The organism is Kribbella sp. NPDC004536 (assembly GCF_042873835.1).
Lineage (GTDB): Bacteria > Actinomycetota > Actinomycetes > Propionibacteriales > Kribbellaceae > Kribbella.
Genome location: NZ_JBIALY010000001.1, coordinates 1,836,328 through 1,852,388 on the forward strand (window position 1 = coordinate 1,836,328; position 16,061 = coordinate 1,852,388).

Sequence of the window (16,061 nt, forward strand, 5' to 3'; positions counted from 1 at the left end):
CCGCTGACGCAGCTCTCACAGCCTTCTCACATACTTACGGCTGGCATTCCACCCACGGACAAGGGACATTCACACACGTGACCGAACTGGACACCCCCGCCCCGGCCGAGCAGTTCTTCTCCGCGGAGAGCCGGGCCGCGCTGGCCGAGGCCAGCCGCAAGCTCGCCGAGCGGCTGCAGGCGCACACCGACGCCCTGCTCGCGATGACCGGCGACGAGGACACCGCGACCCTCTTCGAGCACAACGCCGCGCTCGAGGGCGTGGTCGAGGACTGGAACGACGCCGTCTTCGAACACACCGGTACGACGCCGTTGCTGCTGGACGACTCCGTCGACGAGGAGGACGACGAAGAGACCGAGCCGGAGCAACTGATCAGCGTCGTGTCCCGCTTCGACCTCCGCGTCGTCGACCTGGACGCACTGCTCGAGGCCGGCCGCGCCGCCCAGGAACGGCACCCGGCCGAACTGGACGAGTCCGGCGAACGCGACCCGGTCGACTCCGCCGAACAGGCCATCTACGAGATCAGCCGCGAGGTCGGCGAGGCGTGGTTCGAACTCCCCGGCATCGAGATGATCGCCGGCGCCCGCGCCTACGTCGTCCCCGAACCCCCGTTCGACTCCCTCGACGCCGACGCCGAAGACGTCATCACCGAACTGATCGCCCCCAACGGCACAGCCGCCCACGCCGAAACCTGGGCCTGATCGTCGGGGTGCGGTGAGGGACGTAGCGAGCCCCCGCGTGCTCCGCGGGTGCTCCGGTCGCTACGCTCCCTCCCGCACCCGCTCCACACACCCCACCCACCCACCGGCTACCGCCGGCGTCCACCCGGCTCCCGCCGGGGAGTTGCGAGCTGGCGCTCGCGGGTGAGTGCTTGGCGGGCGTGGTCCGTGAAGCTGCTGGTGGTGGGTGGCGACTGGTGGACGTCATGTGGGGCGGAGGTGGTGGGTGAGGAGGGGTGCATCGTGAGTGGGATGTCGTCCGATGACGCGGTACAACTCGTTCGAGGTGGACTCGCGCTTCGCCTGTGCACCGGCATCGCCGTGCCTGCTCAGTAGGACGGCTGGCGGATCACGCCCTCGCAACGGTTGTGTTTTGAAGAGCGCAACGACGAGCTAGCAGCTGCGCATCACACTCGAGATGACCGCTCTCCCTCGTTCGGTACACCCGTCAGTCCCGCATCTGCATCCACCACACATCACGCACGGCTGACGCACCACCCCCGCTTATGCACCCACCCGCGAGCGCCAGCTCGCAACTCCCGGCGCCAGCCGGGTAACGCCGGCGCTAAGCCGGTGGGTGGGGGCTAAAACACCTCAAACGAACAACTCCCCGTCCAGGACGGTGATTGCGTTGCCCTTGAGGTACACGCGGTCGCCGGACGGGACGACTCGGACTATGCCTCCTCGGGCGGATGCTTGGTAGCCGGTCAGTTCGTCGCGGCCGAGGCGTTCGGACCAGTACGGGGCGAGGCTGGTGTGGGCGCTGCCGGTGACCGGGTCCTCCGGGATGCCGGATGAAGGGGCGAAGAAGCGGGACACGAAGTCGTACTCCGAACCCTGCGCCGTGACGACCACCCCGCGCAGGTTCCCGCGTTCGATGATGCCGGCCAGCGCGTCGTAGTCGGGGTCGATCGCGCGGACCGTCGCCTCGTCCCGGACGACGACCAGCAGGTCGCGGAGTTCGCCGGTCACGTACGTCTCCAGCGGCTCGGCCTGGAGCGCCGCCTCGAGCCCGTCCGGCGCGGGTGTGGCGATCGGCCGGTTGACCGGGAAGTCCAGCGTGATGCCGTCGTCGGCGACCGTCGCGGTCAGGATGCCGCTGAGTGATGCGAACGCCACCTTCCCGGACACCTTGCCGTCCGCCGCGAGCGCGTGGGTGGTCGCGAGCGTGGCGTGACCACAGAGTCGCTCCTCCAGCGTCGGCGTGAACCAGCGCAGGTCCCAGTCCGCGTCGGCGCGCTCGGACGGTCGTACGAACGCGGTCTCGGCGTGGTTCATCTCCGCCGCCACGCTCTGCATCCAGCTGTCGTCCGGCCACGGGCCTGCGTCGAGTACGCAGACGCCCGCCGGGTTTCCGGTGAACGCCCGCTCCGCAAAGGCATCAACCACGCGAATCCTCATGCCCCAGACGCTAACCACCCGCGACCGGCGCGGACCATACCCACTTCGACCCGAGTGGCCTTGAACCGGCGGCGCCGCCGAGCCGTATCGAGAGTGTCCACATCCCGATCGAGGGGGAAGTGTCATGTCACTGCGCTCAATCGCAGTTGTGACCGCGTTCGCCGGCAGCCTCGCACTGGTCGCACCAGCGACCGCCGACGCGCACGGTACGTCGCACAATCTCGCCGTACGGCAGGTGAACCTGGTCTCCGACCAGGCGGGCGCCGCCGTCCGTCAGGATCCTGACCTGGTCAACCCGTGGGGCCTGTCGCTCGGCGCGACCACTCCGCTGTGGGTGTCCAACAACGCCACGGACTCGTCGACGCTGTACTCGTCCGCGCCGGGTTCGAACGACGCCACCAAGGTGAGCGCGATCCGGGTGAACGTGCCGGCACCTACCGGGCAGGTCAACAACCCGACCACCGGGTTCGTACTCAGCAACGGCACCACCAGCGCGCCCGCCAACTTCATCTTCGCCAGCGAGGAAGGCAAGATCGCCGCCTGGAGCAGGCTGGTCGACCCGCCGATCGGCGACGCCGAGATCAAGGCCAGTACGCCGGGCGCCGAGTACAAGGGCCTCGCGCTCGCCAACGACCACCTGTTCGCCGCGAACTTCACCCAGCACCGGATCGACGTCTTCGACAACACGTTCCAGCCGGTGAAGCTGCCGCGCTGGGCGTTCCGCGACAACCGGGTGCCGCGCGGGTACGCGCCGTTCAACGTCCAGGCCCTCGGCGACCACCTGTTCGTCGCGTACGCCCTGGTGAACCGGCAGAACGGCGACGAGATCGACGGTCCCGGGCTCGGGTTCGTCGACAAGTTCTCCGTCGACGGCAAGCTGGTCGCCCGCGTCGCCGCGCGCGGGACGCTGAACGCTCCGTGGGGCCTGGCGCTCGCTCCGGCCGCTTGGGGTCAGCCGGCCGGCACGCTGCTCGTCAGCAACTTCGGCAACGGCCGCATCAACGTGTTCCGGCCGCGGCACGACGGCGGGTACGCGTTCGCCGGTCAGGTCCGAGACACCCACGGCAAGACGCTGGCGATCGACGGCCTGTGGGCACTCCTGCAGGGCACCGCCGCCACCGGCGGTACCAACGTGCTCTGGTTCTCGGCCGGCACCGACGACGAACAGCACGGCCTCCTCGGCCAACTGCAAATGCCGTAACCCCGGGTTGGGGAGGTTTTCGTCCCAACTCGGGTGGGAAATCCTCCCCAACCCGCCGTTAAGGTCGGCGGGTGGAGCCGACCGCTGAGCAACTACTCCGGGAGCTGACCGGGCAGGACGTACGCGTCGTCGCCCGGTCCGAGCTCGGGAGCAGCGCCGACGCCCCGGTGACGCGGCTGACGCTCGATCGCCCGTACGACGGGATCGGCCGGACCGTGATCGCCAAGGGCCGCCGGCTGGTCGACGACGCCTGGGGTTCGAGCGGGCTCCGGGACAACGAACAGCGGGCGCTCGAACACCTGCGGGACACCGGTCTCGCACCGCGTCTGCTCGCGGGTGTTCCGGGCGGGCTGACGGTGATGACGGATGTCGGCGCACCGACGGTGCAGGAACTGTTGTTCGGCGACGATCCGGACGCGGCGACCCGCGGGCTGGTCGCGATGGCAGAGCTCGCCGGTACGTTGCACCGGACCGCGTCCGCGAACTTCACCGCTGCGCAGGAGGTCTCGTTCCTCGACCGTCCGCTGGACCTGTGGCCCGAGGTGGCACAGGCCGTCGACGAGCTCGGCTTCCCGGCGCCGCGCGAGGTCGAATTGGATGCCCTCGCGGTTGCGCTGCAGGAGACGACGTTCACACACGGCGACTTCACGCCGAACAACGTCGTACTGACGGACCGGGCCCGGATGATCGACCTGGAGGGTGCCGGGCGGCGGCACCCGGGGTTGGATGCGGCCTGCCTGCGGTTGCCGTTCCCGCAGTACGGTCACTGGGCCGTGCTGCCGGCGGACGTGTCGGCCGAGATGGAACGGGCATACCGGGCCGAGCTGGACGTGGATGGAGATGTTCTGATGGCGACCGGGTGCGCGACGTGGGCGATCATCCGGTTGGCTCGGCTGCGGATGATCGCGTCCGCCCAGCAGGGCCTCGTACGTCGACGTACGCAGATCGTCCAGACGCTGGAATCGGCGGCCGAGGCAGCCGGTGTGGTCTATCCGGTCTTCGGCGCGTGGTTCGCGGAGTTGGCGGATGCGATGCGGCTGCGGTGGGAGGAAGCTCAGCTGCCACCGCGGACGTTCAGGTGCTTCTCGAACCAGTGATGCGCGTACGGCTCGTCGTTGAACGCCGGGACCTCCTCGTAGCCGGAGCTGCGGTAGAGCGCGATCGCCTCGGCGAGCGTGCGGTTCGTCTCCAGGCGTACGGCGGGTGCACCATGCGCCGCGGCCGCGTGCTCGAGCTCGGTCAGCAGGCGGCGGCCGAGGCCCAGGCCGCGCGCGTCCGGTGATACCCACATCCGTTTGAGCTCGGCCGGATCGTCGCCGTGCAGCTTCAGCGCGCCGCAGCCGATCGGCTCCGCGCGAAGCGTTGCCATCAGCAACAACCCGGCGGGCGGAGTGAGTTCGGCGTTGTCCGCCGAGATGCTCCGGGTCCGGTCGAACCCGTCGTCGAACCGGCGGCCGAGCTCGGCGAAGTACTCGTTCAAGCAGTACTGCGCCGTCGGCAGCCGTGGATCGACGGGCTCGACCCGCACCATCGACGCAGTCAGCAGGCGGGTGACCTCGTCCATCGCGGTCACCAACCGCTGCCGCTGCGGTTCGCTGAGCGGCTCGAGGATCGACTTGGCCAACTGGTCCGACCGCTCGTCGAGCATCCTCCGCTCGACTTCACCTTTCGGCGTCAGCCTTGCCAGGCGTACGCGGGCATCCGTCGCGCCGGGCTCGACCGCTATCAGCCCGGCACGTTCCAACTGGCGGAGCAAGCGGCTCAGGTACCCGGAATCGAGGTCGAGGCGGGCGCGGAGCGATCTGACGTCGCAGCCCTCCCCGATCTCCCACAACACCCGGTCCGCTCCGAGCGGTCGGCCCCGGTCCAGGTAGTCCTCGTGCAACGCTCCGATGCGTTGCGTGACGAGCCGGTTGAACCGCCGCACCTCGCTGACGCCCATTCTCTGACTTTAGTCAGAGATCTCCCGTTTCGCTACCGCCTGGATCGCGCGCAACCGGCCGTCAGCAAGGGCTTCGGTGAGGTTCTTGACGCGTGCACGGAAGTCGGGGACGAACGCGTGCAGGCCGAGCGGGCTCGGCGGCAGCGACTGGATCGTGCGCATCATTCCGCCGACATTCGCGGTCAGATCCTGCCAGTGGTCGACCGTGAGACCGGCGTCTTCGATCAACTGCCTCAGCTTGTCGGGCGTGGTCAGATGACTGAACTCAGGCACGTTCGCCCATGGCAGCGGGTAGTCGAGTTCCCGCCCGTCACCCGCCGTCAGATCCCACAGTGCGAGCCGGCCGCCGGGCTTCAGCACCCGGACAGCCTCGCGGTAGAGCGCGGCCTTGTCGGCCACGTTCATCTGCACATGCTGGCTGAACACGACGTCGTACGATTCGTCGTCGAACGGCAGCGCCGTCACGTCGGCCTGTTGTACGACGATCGGCAGGTCGACCAAGTCGTCGAGCCAGCGAGCCGTCTCGCAGTACTCCTCCGACAGGTCGACGGCGGTCACCTCACAGCCGAACCGGTCGGCAATGTACCGGGCCGTACCGCCGATACCCGTGCCCGCGTCGAGCACCTTCGTCGACCGGTCGATGCCGGCCAGTTCGACCAACTGGGCCGTCACGAGCCGGCCGCCGGTGTGGTAATCCTCCAACATCGCGAGCTCGGCGGCCTCGAGCTTCTCGGTCTGCTTGCCGGCAGCGACGAGCGCCTGCTCGATGTCGTTGCGGACGGTTCCGGTCCGATACGGATTCGCACTCATCGGGTCTCCTTTAGTGGACACCGTCCACATTAGCCCAGGTCTGTGGACAGTGTCCACCAGTGTCCGGAGCCGATGAGTGCCTGGCCCTGCGGGGAGGAGTCAGTCGATCGGGCGGAGTTCGTCGGCGTACGAGACGGAGACGCGGCGCAGGACGCCGTCCTTCACCGAGTACTGGCCCATCCGCCACAGCGGCGGGCTGTACGCGTGCACGGTGACGCTGCCCTTGTCGAGCCCGGTCAGCCGGTGGATGTGGTCCGGGCCGAACCCGTACACGTCACCCGCCTCGACCTCGGTCTCGATCGACTCGGTACCGATCGCCAGGTTGTGCTCGACGAGCTTGCCCCGGGCAACGGCCACCGCACCGGAGGAGACGTCGTGGTCGTGCCAGCCGGTGTCGTTGACGGGCGTCCAGCAGATCAGCCAGACGTCGACGTTCGCGTCCCGGTGCAGCGAGGCGAAGACTCGCTCCTCGTCGCTGTATGCGACCTGGTCCTCCCACAGGTGCGGCTGCGCGGCGATCGACGCGGCCAGCTCGGACAGCTCCGCCGGCGTCAGGTCGCGGCCCGGAAGGTCGTCCAGCGACAGACAGTTGTTGAGCTCCACGAGCCGGCTGGCCTGGCGCGCCGGAACGTCGGGTACGTCGATCGGCTGAGCAGTCACTGCACTCCCCTCTCAGGAGTAGTCGTACCGAACAGCAGCCGGTACGGGTTGTCGTGGCGGATCACCGCGGTCGCGGCGGCGCCCTGGCGGAGGTCGGCGGTGTCGGCGTACGGCCGGTCGGTGCCGTGCACGACCTGGTCGATACCGAGCACCCGCGCGACCGCGTCGATCCCCTGCGGGCCGTAGCTCGAGGTGTCGACGTACAGGTTGGGGTCGATGGTGCCGAGCCGCCCGCCGCGGGCGGCCAGCCGTTCGTGATGCACCGGCGCGAGGCCGGCGGCGGCGGCGAAGCAGAGCCGGAGCTTCGGGTACGTACGGCGTCCGCCGAACGCGTGCCACGCCCACCACGCCGCCTGCAACTGGGTCGTGTAGTCGACGACCGGCGCCCACCAGCACGGCGCCTCGGGCGTCCGCGCCGTACCTGGGTGCACGAGGATCGGCTTGTTCAGCTGCTCGAGCGTTTGCAGCAGGTCCGCCTGCGCTTCCCACCCGGACGGCGTCGTCAGTACATGGGCCGGCAGCTGTAGTCCCAGAAAGCCCTTGTCCAGAAGGTCTTTCAGCCCGGCGGGTTCCCGTAGATCCACGGACGCCCAGGCGCGGAACGGCTTCGGGAACTCGGCCGCACCGTCGTGCCAGGCGGCGAGCAACTCGGCGTCACCGAGCTCCTCCACCCCGAGCGGGCTCGACAGCGACACCGCGGCCAGCTGGGTACCGGCGTCCTGCTCCAGCGCGACCCGCTTGCCGATCTCGTGCGCCGCCGGATCCACGTCGTACGGCGCTTCAGTCGCGGTGTGCAGCGTCCAGCCGTCGAGGTACGGCGGCTCGCGGCGGGCTCGCAGCCGCTCGACGAACGCCTCCGGCCAGAGGTGCTGGTGGACGTCGATCATCAGCCTCTTCTCTCGCCGGTTTGATCAGATTGAAGCGCTTCAGGATGAATAGAGTGAAGCGCTTCAAAGCGTGGTCTGTCAAGTTTCTGTCCATGGGGACGGCTAGGGTCGTGGACATGTCCGGAACCGGCCGGAGGCCAACCCTCAAGGACATCGCCGCCGAGACCGGGCTCTCGATGGCCGCCGTGTCGTACGCGCTGCGCGGTCTGCACGGCACGCCCGAGACCCGGCAGCGGGTCCAGGAGGCGGCCGAGCGGCTCGGTTACCAGGCCGACCCGGTCGCTCGCGCGCTCGCCTCGGGCCGCAGCGGCTCGATCGGCGTACTCTGCGCCTCGCTCGAGGACCTCTGGCAGCAGCGCGTCGCCGCCGCCCTGGGCCGCGAGCTCCTCGCCCCGGACCGGAACGCCTGGATCATCGACTCCGCCGGCGACGCCGACCGCCAGCTCGAGCTCGCCCAGCACCTGGTCGACCACCGCGCCGACGCGATCGTCGTGGTCCCGATCAACCCGGCCGCGAAGGCCTGGGCGGACATCGCCCGCGAGGTCCCGGTGATCGCGATCGGGGACGCACTCCCGGGTGCCAGGGCGAAGTCCGAGGTCATCCTCGACAACGAGACCGGCGTGACCACGGCGCTGCGCCGCCTCGCGGACGCCGGCCACCACGACATCGCCGTACTCAGCCCGACCCGCCGCTTCGAGATCGAACGCCCGGCCGAACAGATCGCCCAACGTGTCGCCCGCGAGCTCGGCCTCGAGATCCGCCTGCTGCAGTGCCCGCACGATCTGGCCGGCGCGACCGAGGTCGCGCGGACGCTGCTCACCGCGGACCGCCGCCCGACCGGAATCCTCGCGCTCGCCGACTCGATGGCCTTCGGGGTGTACGCCGCCGGCCGCGAACTCGGCCTGACGATCCCGGACGACCTGTCCCTGCTCGGCTACGACGACCAGCCGATGTCCCAACTGCTGACGCCGCCGCTGTCCACGTTCCACTGGCCCCTCGACGACCTGGTCAGTCATGTCGTCACCCGCGTCACGTCGGCCGTCGACACCAACCGCCGCGTCCGCCGGACCACGCTCACTCCGACCCTGATCGAACGCGGCTCGGTCGCCGCTCCGCCCACCTAGGCGGAGCGACGACCGTCGCGCAACAGGTTCCACCCGGTCGAAACTAGACTAAACAACTAGACTTACTTCCCCTTGTCCAGGATCCGGACGGCGGCCAGCTCCTCGGTCGCGGCCCAGACCCGCCGCGCGAGCTGCTCGTCGTACGAGATCCGCGACGAGCGGACCTTGCTGAACCGGTCGTAGTACCCGGTCGGTGGCTCCGCTCCGACCGCGAGCCGCACGACCGGCTCGGCACCCTTGCGCGCGGGCAACGCGAACGCGGAGATCGCCGCGACCTGCAGCCGCGGGAACTGCCGGCCGAGGTCGGTGCGTACCACGCCCGGATGGACGGCAACCACGTGCCAGTCAGGGCGCCGGCGCTGTAGCTCGTACGTGAACAGCAGGTTGGCGAGCTTGCTCCGGCTGTAGGTGAGGAACGGGTCGAACTCCCCCGGCCCGTCCATCAACCGGTCCGGATCGATCCGCACGGTCCCACCCCGCATCGGCGATCGGTGGCCCTCGGAGTTGACGTTCACGATCCGCCCACCGGCCGGGATCAGCTCCCCGAGCGCCGCGACCAGGCGCCACGGCGCGAGGTGGTGGACGGCGAGATTGAGCTCGACCCCTTCGGGCGTCTCCTGGTACGTCGGCGTCATCACGCCGGCGTTGTTGATCAGTACGTCGATCCGCCCGGCAGCGGCCAGCTCGCCGGCAAGCCGTTCGACGCCCGACCGGACCGACACGTCCGCGGCGACAACCGTTGCGTCAGGCAACTGCTTCGCCAGCGCCGCGGCCCTCTCCGGATCGCGTCCCACCAGGACCAGCCGATGCCCGGCCGCCGACAACTGCTCAGCCGCCCGCCGCCCGATCCCCGAGGTCGCACCCACCAGCACCACCGTGCTCATGCCCACACCTTCCGCCGAGTCGTGGCGTTTGGCCGTGGCCCGGTTCGTCGAGTCGTGGATCGTGGTCGGATTTCGGAGCCGATGCTCACGACTCGGCGGCCTTGATTCCGTTGAGGCCCGTGGCGGTGGCGAGGAGGCGGTCTCGGAGCGGGGCGGGGAGGTTGGTGAGGATCGCGCCGAAGGTCCGGGCCTCGGCTACCGCGTACCGGCGGCGGGGGTGGCGGGCTTCGACGGCGCGGACGATCACCTCGGCGACCTTGTCCACCGGGCCTGGCTTGAAGCGGGCCAGCGCCTTCTCGTACGCGGCCAACTGCGGTCGGTACAGGTCGACCCGCGAGCGGTCCGCCTGCTGCAGTGCGGCGTCGGCGGCCGCGGCGGCGCGGGTGAAGATTTCGGTACGCGTGGTGCCGGGTTCGACCACGACGACCGGGATCTTCCACGGCGCCAGTTCCAGGCGGAGGGCGTTCGACAGCGCCTCGAGGCCGTGCTTACTCACGGACACGGCGCCGAGCAGCGGCATCGCGACCCGCCCTGTCACCGCGCTGACATTGACGATCCGCCCAGAACCCGTACGGAGCAGCGGCAGGAACTCACGGATGACCAACGCCGGGCCGAGCGTGTTCACCTCCAGTTGGCGCCGCCATTCGTCGGCAGGCACCAGTTCGAGCGGGCCCTGCACGATCACGCCGGCGTTGTTGATCACCGCCGCCAGCCCGTCGACCTCACCCGCGATCCGTTTCGCCGCGGCCGCGACGCTCTCCGGATCGGCGACATCCAGCGGTACGACGCGAACACCCGGGTCAGCCGCCGCGCCGTGGTCATCCGGCCCGAAGTCGGCCGGCCCGCGCGCGCCGGCGTACACCGTGAACCCCCGGCGCCGCAGCAGCCTGACGGTCGCCGTACCGATACCACCGGTCGAACCTGTGACCAGAACCGCCTTCATATCGACTCCTCTGAAATGTTCTCCAGGACATGTCCCTAGGGACATGTGCGAGCATGCACGTGTCCGCTGGGACATGTCAAGATGTGTGCCGGCGAAGGAGGCGAACATGTCGTTGCGGCACGGGCTGCTGGGGCTGCTGGCGGAAGGGCCGGCCAGTGGGTACGACCTGGCGCGGCGATTCACCGAAGTACTCGGCTCGGTCTGGCCGGCGCAGCACCCGAAGATCTACGCCGAGCTGAACAAGCTGGCCGCCGAAGGGCTGGTCGAGGTCGAGAGCGAAGGCCCGCGCCGGCGGAAGGCGTACCGGATCACCGACGCCGGCGTCGCCGAGGTGAAACGCTGGCTGACCGACGTCGACGTCGACCACACCATGCGCCTGCAGCCACTCCTGCGCTCGCTGTTCTTCTGGATGATGGACCGCGACGAACTCCAGGCACACCTCGAGGCCGAAGCCCGCTACTACCGCGAACTCGCCGGCCAGTACACCGACTACGCCGCCCGCAAGGACCGCGGCGATTTCGGCTACAGCGAACAAACCCAGTCGATGCGCGTCACCATCGAAGCCGGCATCCGCCTCTACACAGCCCTGGCCGACTGGGCCGACTGGGCCCAAACCGTCCCCCCAGCCAAACCCACAAAACGCACCTGAACAGACGCCCCCGCGAGGCGTGCCATACCTCCTGGTGTCTGGGAAGAGGCTATTACGTCTTCCCAGACACCAAGGGCTATTCACAGTCCCGCGCCCGCCCTGTGGGCTTTCTGGGCAAGGGACGAGGGCGAACCACCTCCACCACTCACCGCGCGCCACTTCACGGACCACACCAGCCAAGCAGTCACCCGCGAGCGCCAGCTCGCAACCCGCCGGCGCCAGCCGGCAACACCCCGGCGCAAGCCGGAAACGGATGCTCCAGGCGGCAGCCCGGGGGCGGGTGGGAGTGCGCGGAGCAGGTGCGGGAGGGAGCCTCGCGACCGGAGCACCTGCGGAGCGCGCGCGGGGCTGAATGACCGGAAGGCCGGTCGAGGGGTGCTCGGCCGGCCTTCGCGGGGTGGTGCGGGTTACTTGGTGCCGAAGACCTGGAGTTCGGTCATGTCGGTGAACTTGCAGCCGCCGTAGGCGCCTGCGGGGCAGTTGGTCTGGAAGTCCGGGACCTGCGGGCTGAGCATCCAGAAACGGACGTACTGGACGCCGGTCGCGTTGCCGGTCGGTGCTACCAGGTTGTACTTACCACGGTTGGTGGAGTTGAACGTACCGGTGGCCGCGGTGGCCCAGGTGGTGCCGTCAGCCGAGGTTTCGATCTTGTACTGGCCGGTGGACGAGCTGCCCGGGTCGCCACAGGTGTTCGACGGGTCGACGTTGAAGTTGCTGATGTTGACCTTCGCCGGCAGCTTGATCGCGACGAACTTCGGGATCATCTGGTTGGTCGCCGTGCCGTTGTTGTCACCGGTGGTGCTGCCCCAGCCGGTGCCCTGGGCGTTGTCGATCGCGTACGCCGGCCCACACTGCGGGCTGAAGTCCGGACCGTTGAAGTCGGCGACGGTGCCGCCGCCGGACGCGGCGGCCCAGTTGCGGCGCGGGGTGAAGGCCGCCTTCACACCCGGCGTGACCTTGACCGACTGGACGATCAGCTCGTAACCGGGAGCGGACACGACCACCTTCGGGTAGGTGCCGGGAGCAACACCCGTGATGCTGTAGTTGCCCTGGGCATCGGTCGACGCGGCGTAGTCGCCGGCGTAGCCGGACGAGTGACCGCCGATGTAGACCAGCGCGCCGACGACCGGGGCGCCGGTGTCCTTGTCCTTCACGGTGCCGCTGAGCGTGGTGGTCGCACCCGTCGGGGGCTTGTGGAAGTCCTCGACCGGGTACGCGTCGCCGCCGTCGGTGACACCGGCGTACCAGCCCATGCCGCGGTTGGCGAAGACGGTCCAGATCGTGTCGGCGTTCTTGCCGCCGCTGGCGATCAGGTCGGCCTGGACGATCGCGTTGCGCATGTCGAGCATCGTCGGGTCGGACGGAGCGAGCTCCATCGCGCGGGTGATGATGCTCATCGCGTAGCTACGGCCGAACCGCTCGCGCAGGTCCCACAGGGTCTGCGCCCAGACCTCACCGGAGGCGTGCACCTCGGGCGAGCCGCCGATGGTCGGGAAGTCGGCGTACGTGTAGCCGCCCTTCGACCCGTCGGGCTGGATGCAGTTCGGGCTGACGGCGTGCACGCGGCAGTCGATCGCCTGGGTACGGAACAGCTCACCGTGGCTGACGTAGCGGCCTTCGAGGACCTCACCCGGAGCGGTGGTGTCCTTCTCCAGACCGTGCGACACCAGGTAGTCCATCGCGTAGAAGTCGCTCCACGCCTCGCCCATCGAGCCGGCCTGGATGCTGTTCAGCGTGGAGTTCCCGGTGGCGTCGACGACCAGGCGGTTCGACAGACCGTGGGTGTACTCGTGGTACAGGATGCTGGCGTCGTTGGCGCCGCTGGACGGGACGTAGCCCTCCTGCGCGTCCGTCGTACCCGGGAAGTGCCACAGGTACATCTGCATGGTCGGCGGGGTGCCGTCCGGCGGGGTGTTCATGTTCGCGTTGTCGATGTGGTTCGCGTCCGGACCACCGTTGGCGGCGGTCGCGGCGCCGTCGAGCGCGTTCAGGTGCACCGGGTCGCCGCCCGCGGCGTCGAACGAACCGGCCGCCGGGGTGAAGCTGATCGGCGGCTTGGCCAGCCAGTCGTGGAAGTTGCTGGCCAGGTAGAACGCGTTGGTGACGTCCTGGTTCATGTTCACCTTCCAGGAGTCCGGCTTCGCCGGGTCCCAGGTGCAGATGAACGAGGCCGAGCAGAACGACGACGCGCTCTGGAAGGTGGTCAGCTTGTACTGGGCGCCGGTCCCGCTGGGCCCTGCCGTACCGGGCACCTTGACCGTCTCGCCGGCGTTCGGCTGGTTGTCGTCGTTGACGTCCGCCCAGGCCGCGACCGACGTACCCTCGAGGAGGGTCTTCGCGTTCTTCGGCAGCCACTTGTTGTAGATCAGGTTCTCGACCCGCTGGGTGCCGCCCTTGGCCGCGCCCGGGTAGTAGTCCTGGACGAGCGCGTCGCCGTTGGCGGCGCTGGACAGGTTCCGGCGGTACAGCAGGCCGCCGGTCTGCGCGTCGATGACGTGCGAGTAGACCTTGGTGCCGCCCGCGTTGACGTAGGTCAGCCAGCCCTTGCGGAGCCCGTCGGCGGTGTGGAACCAGACCTCCTTCGCGGTGTCACCGTTGCTGAAGGTGGTGCTCACGCCCGACGTCTTCGCGGTCGCGGCCTTCGCGCTGCCACCGATGTCCTCGATGGCGGCGCTGCGGGCACCGGCGGCCGACAGCTTCGGAGCGGCCGCCGCGGACCTGCTCTGGGCGGCCGAGGTCAGGCCGGAGACCGGCGAACCCATGATCGAGACGATCTGGCCGTGCTTGGTGACGTTCGCCTTCAGGCCGTTGCCGAAGACCTCGACGCCGTCGACGACCTGGGACCAGAAGACGTGGTGGGTACCGAGGTCGTCGACGTAGTCCTTGCGCAGCTTCAGCGTCTTCAGGTCCGCGTCGGACAGCTTGAAGACCTCGGGGTGCGCCTTCACGTAGTCGAGGACGACGACCTCGGCCTTCTTGGCGCTCTTACCGGTGAGGAAGCCGTTCAGCTTGGTCACCTGGGCCGGGGTGCCGGTGTTCGGGTCCAGCTCGACGACACCCTGGGTGCCGAGCGAGTTCCGGAACTTCTCCGAAGCCGCGGTCTCCTTGCCGGCCACCTTCGCGGCCCGCGCGTACGTCGTCTTGGGGTCGGGCGTCCGGGCGTCGTAGTAGCCCTTCTGCTCCTTGCCGGTGAAGTTCTCGGACTGGGCTGCCTTGCCCTTGTCCGGTCCCGCGGTCTGCGCGGCGTCCGCGCCACCGGCGGTCATGGCCAGCACGGTGGCGGCCGCGGAGACGGCGGAGACTGCCAGGAGCCCCCGCCCTCTGCGTGATGTGGTCACAGCAAATCTCCATGGAGTTCGAATCAGCGGGTCGCCCTCCACGACCCGTCCCGGGGGCTGACCTTAAGCCTGTGGAAGCGTCCGGGGAAGAGAAATCTCCGGAATGTCGCGGAGTCGAGGGTTGTCCTTCGTGCTCGGAACAGTACCGGTAGTGATCGGAAAGTTGCACGTAGCCACAACCCGATCACTACCGGTATTTCTCTGGGACAATTCTCAGAAAGCGCCGGCACCGTTCGGAGTACCGAGGCCGGTCGGGCCGTCCCACCCGGTGCGCGCGTTGCACCACTGGGTCGTCGGGCAGCTGCCGTTGCTGCCGCTGGTCACGTCGAACAGCGAGCTCGCGTGGCCGTACGGCAACGCGTTCGGGTACCCGGCGGTGTTGCCGGACAGCGCGTACACCGCGGCGATGATCGGCGCGGCCTCACTCGTCCCGCCGAACTGCGCCCAGGTGGAAGCAGTTTTGCTGGTCGGGTAGTAGATCGCCATGCCGCCCTTGCCCGGGTCGGCGGCAGCCGAGACGTCAGCCATCGCGCGCTTCGAGCAGCCGGTGTCGAACGACGACGCGGCGCTCAGCGCCGTGTTGTACGTCGAGCAACCGGAGCCGGCACCGCTCCACACGGACTCGCTCCAGCCCCGGGAGTTGCTCGCGGCAACCAACGAGGTACCGCCGACGGCCGTGGTGTACGACGAGGACGCCGGGTAGCTGCCGCCCTGGTAGCCGTTGTCGCCGGTGGATGCGGTGACCGCGATGCCCGGGTGGTTGTAGTACGCGCCGTACGTCGCGTCGTCCGCGTCGCCGCCGCCGTAACTGTTGGAGATGGCAACGACCCCGGGCTGCTTCGCCGCGGTCTGCACCGCCGCGCCGAGGTCCGCGAAGCTCGCCGACTTGGCCTGTACGACGATGATCTTGGCGTCCGGCGCGGCGGCCGAGACCGCGTCGACGTCGAGTGCCTGCTCACCGGCCCAGCCGGCGTTGAAGCGCGGCAGCGACGTCCCGCCGTTCTGGTCGATGACCTTCAGGCAGCCGCCGGCGGTCGTACAGGCACCGAGCCCGAACTGCGAGCGGTAGACGCCGAGGTCGCGCTCCAGGTTCGGGTAGCCGTACGCGTCGACGATGGCGACCGTACGGCCGCTCGCGTGCAGGCCGGTGAGCTTGTACGCGCTCTGCAGGCCGGCCGGGGTCAGACCGGTCGACGGCGGCGTGGTGGACGCGGGCGCGACGCCCTTGTCGTTCACCAGCTTGATCGCGTCGCAGACCGCGGTGTGGGCGGCCGTGGTCGCGGAGCAGACCTTGGCGGCGTGCTTCCCGGCGGTGTACGGCGTCGGCGCGGCACCGGTCTGTGCCGATGCGCTCGACATCGCCGCGGTTGCTCCGACCACTGCGAGCGCGCCGGCGCTCAGGGCGGAGACGAGAATCCGTTGCCTCAACTGGACTCCTCGAGGTTGGGCGGGCCTCCGCATGGCCCCGATCGGCCAGTGGGCGGAGGCCGGCTTGATTTGGGG

Annotated in this window: 14 protein-coding genes; 5 read left to right on the forward strand and 9 right to left on the reverse strand. The window is 69.2% G+C overall.

Features of this window, described 5'->3' with window-relative positions; genetic code table 11:
* Positions 1-77: 77 nt before the first annotated feature.
* Positions 78-701 carry a hypothetical protein gene (locus ACFYRU_RS09135; RefSeq protein WP_387654999.1) on the forward strand — a complete coding sequence of 208 codons (624 nt, stop codon included), beginning with the start codon at positions 78-80 and terminating at the stop codon, positions 699-701.
* A 612-nt stretch (positions 702-1,313) separates the two neighbouring features.
* Here ACFYRU_RS09135 and ACFYRU_RS09140 read toward each other — a convergent pair.
* A complete protein-coding gene (locus ACFYRU_RS09140) occupies positions 1,314-2,120 on the reverse strand; it encodes a PhzF family phenazine biosynthesis protein (RefSeq protein ID WP_387655001.1) in 807 nt (268 codons plus the stop codon).
* Between the two features lie 124 nt (positions 2,121-2,244).
* Here ACFYRU_RS09140 and ACFYRU_RS09145 point away from each other — a divergent pair, with 124 nt between their 5' ends.
* On the forward strand, positions 2,245-3,321 hold the full coding sequence (locus ACFYRU_RS09145; protein WP_387655004.1) for a TIGR03118 family protein: 1,077 nt from the start codon (positions 2,245-2,247) through the stop codon (positions 3,319-3,321).
* A 71-nt stretch (positions 3,322-3,392) separates the two neighbouring features.
* Positions 3,393-4,418, forward strand: a complete 1,026-nt coding sequence (locus ACFYRU_RS09150; RefSeq protein ID WP_387655007.1) for a phosphotransferase family protein — start codon at positions 3,393-3,395, stop codon at positions 4,416-4,418.
* Here the strand turns inward: ACFYRU_RS09150 and ACFYRU_RS09155 are convergent.
* From ACFYRU_RS09155 to ACFYRU_RS09170, 4 genes are all read right to left on the reverse strand, one after another.
* Entirely contained in the window at positions 4,376-5,263 is an 888-nt protein-coding gene (locus ACFYRU_RS09155) for a GNAT family N-acetyltransferase (protein ID WP_387655010.1), read from the reverse strand. The two genes, ACFYRU_RS09150 and ACFYRU_RS09155, sit on opposite strands and share 43 nt — an antisense overlap.
* Before the next feature lie 9 nt (positions 5,264-5,272).
* Complete coding sequence (locus ACFYRU_RS09160; protein WP_387655012.1) at positions 5,273-6,073, reverse strand: class I SAM-dependent methyltransferase; 801 nt, start codon at positions 6,071-6,073, stop codon at positions 5,273-5,275.
* 99 nt (positions 6,074-6,172) lie between these two features.
* Positions 6,173-6,733 carry a cysteine dioxygenase gene (locus ACFYRU_RS09165; protein WP_387655015.1) on the reverse strand — a complete coding sequence of 187 codons (561 nt, stop codon included), beginning with the start codon at positions 6,731-6,733 and terminating at the stop codon, positions 6,173-6,175.
* Positions 6,730-7,620, reverse strand: a complete 891-nt coding sequence (locus tag ACFYRU_RS09170; protein ID WP_387655018.1) for an amidohydrolase family protein — start codon at positions 7,618-7,620, stop codon at positions 6,730-6,732. The genes ACFYRU_RS09165 and ACFYRU_RS09170 overlap by 4 nt, the downstream gene beginning before the upstream one ends.
* Before the next feature lie 116 nt (positions 7,621-7,736).
* On the opposite strand from ACFYRU_RS09170, the gene ACFYRU_RS09175 reads away from it, so the two are divergent.
* The gene (locus ACFYRU_RS09175; protein WP_387655021.1) at positions 7,737-8,744 is read left to right on the forward strand and encodes a LacI family DNA-binding transcriptional regulator; all 1,008 of its coding nucleotides are present in this window, start codon (positions 7,737-7,739) and stop codon (positions 8,742-8,744) included.
* A gap of 62 nt (positions 8,745-8,806) precedes the next feature.
* Here ACFYRU_RS09175 and ACFYRU_RS09180 read toward each other — a convergent pair whose 3' ends face one another.
* Together ACFYRU_RS09180 and ACFYRU_RS09185 are read right to left on the reverse strand one after the other, a co-directional pair.
* Positions 8,807-9,628: an SDR family NAD(P)-dependent oxidoreductase gene (locus ACFYRU_RS09180; RefSeq protein ID WP_387655024.1), complete on the reverse strand. Its 822-nt coding sequence runs from the start codon at positions 9,626-9,628 to the stop codon at positions 8,807-8,809.
* 85 nt (positions 9,629-9,713) lie between these two features.
* Complete coding sequence (locus ACFYRU_RS09185; RefSeq protein WP_387655027.1) at positions 9,714-10,571, reverse strand: SDR family NAD(P)-dependent oxidoreductase; 858 nt, start codon at positions 10,569-10,571, stop codon at positions 9,714-9,716.
* Between the two features lie 106 nt (positions 10,572-10,677).
* Here ACFYRU_RS09185 and ACFYRU_RS09190 point away from each other — a divergent pair, with 106 nt between their 5' ends.
* A complete protein-coding gene (locus ACFYRU_RS09190; protein WP_387655029.1) occupies positions 10,678-11,220 on the forward strand; it encodes a PadR family transcriptional regulator in 543 nt (180 codons plus the stop codon).
* Positions 11,221-11,627: 407 nt separating this feature from the next.
* Here ACFYRU_RS09190 and ACFYRU_RS09195 read toward each other — a convergent pair whose 3' ends face one another.
* Both ACFYRU_RS09195 and ACFYRU_RS09200 read right to left on the reverse strand, forming a co-directional pair.
* Entirely contained in the window at positions 11,628-14,558 is a 2,931-nt protein-coding gene (locus ACFYRU_RS09195) for a M36 family metallopeptidase (protein ID WP_387655031.1), read from the reverse strand.
* A 213-nt stretch (positions 14,559-14,771) separates the two neighbouring features.
* A complete protein-coding gene (locus tag ACFYRU_RS09200) occupies positions 14,772-15,986 on the reverse strand; it encodes a hypothetical protein (RefSeq protein ID WP_387655034.1) in 1,215 nt (404 codons plus the stop codon).
* Between the last annotated feature and the right edge of the window lie 75 nt (positions 15,987-16,061).

What these genes read in the sequence shown, in the direction of transcription:
- ACFYRU_RS09140 (WP_387655001.1), bottom strand. Translation starts at nt 2,120, where the DNA reads ATGAGGATTCGCGTGGTTGATGCCTTTGCGGAGCGGGCGTTCACCGGA.
- ACFYRU_RS09145 (WP_387655004.1), top strand. Translation starts at nt 2,245, where the DNA reads ATGTCACTGCGCTCAATCGCAGTTGTGACCGCGTTCGCCGGCAGCCTC.
- ACFYRU_RS09155 (WP_387655010.1), bottom strand. Translation starts at nt 5,263, where the DNA reads ATGGGCGTCAGCGAGGTGCGGCGGTTCAACCGGCTCGTCACGCAACGC.
- ACFYRU_RS09160 (WP_387655012.1), bottom strand. Translation starts at nt 6,073, where the DNA reads ATGAGTGCGAATCCGTATCGGACCGGAACCGTCCGCAACGACATCGAG.
- ACFYRU_RS09170 (WP_387655018.1), bottom strand. Translation starts at nt 7,620, where the DNA reads ATGATCGACGTCCACCAGCACCTCTGGCCGGAGGCGTTCGTCGAGCGG.
- ACFYRU_RS09175 (WP_387655021.1), top strand. Translation starts at nt 7,737, where the DNA reads ATGTCCGGAACCGGCCGGAGGCCAACCCTCAAGGACATCGCCGCCGAG.
- ACFYRU_RS09180 (WP_387655024.1), bottom strand. Translation starts at nt 9,628, where the DNA reads ATGAGCACGGTGGTGCTGGTGGGTGCGACCTCGGGGATCGGGCGGCGG.
- ACFYRU_RS09185 (WP_387655027.1), bottom strand. Translation starts at nt 10,571, where the DNA reads ATGAAGGCGGTTCTGGTCACAGGTTCGACCGGTGGTATCGGTACGGCG.
- ACFYRU_RS09190 (WP_387655029.1), top strand. Translation starts at nt 10,678, where the DNA reads ATGTCGTTGCGGCACGGGCTGCTGGGGCTGCTGGCGGAAGGGCCGGCC.